Raw genomic sequence first — 224 nt, 5'->3', positions numbered from 1 at the left:
CCGGTGTTCTGTTTCTTCTTGCCCGAGACGAACGCGCGCCTGCCGGGTCTGCCTGCTTTCGGGCGGCGGACCTGGACCTCGGTGCCGTCGATACGCAGTTCGACGCCCTCGGCGCCAGCGTAGGCGAACACGTCGGCCAGGGTCCGCAGCCGTACGCCGGGCTTGCCGGGCACGGCGAACCCGCGGGCGGCCAGCAGCGGACGGACCTCGCCGACGGCTCGGGT

1 pseudogene is annotated in these 224 nt (G+C 72.8%); it reads right to left on the bottom strand.

What is annotated here, in order from left to right:
- Window positions 1-224 (bottom strand): annotated as a pseudogene (locus tag ACLQ24_RS30770) (transposase family protein); the annotation flags it as partial.

Source organism: Micromonospora sp. DT4 (assembly GCF_049841675.1).
In the GTDB taxonomy this organism is placed as follows: Bacteria; Actinomycetota; Actinomycetes; order Mycobacteriales; family Micromonosporaceae; genus Micromonospora.
The sequence above is the reverse complement of the archived record's forward strand: the minus strand, read 5'-3'. Positions and strand labels throughout refer to the sequence as shown.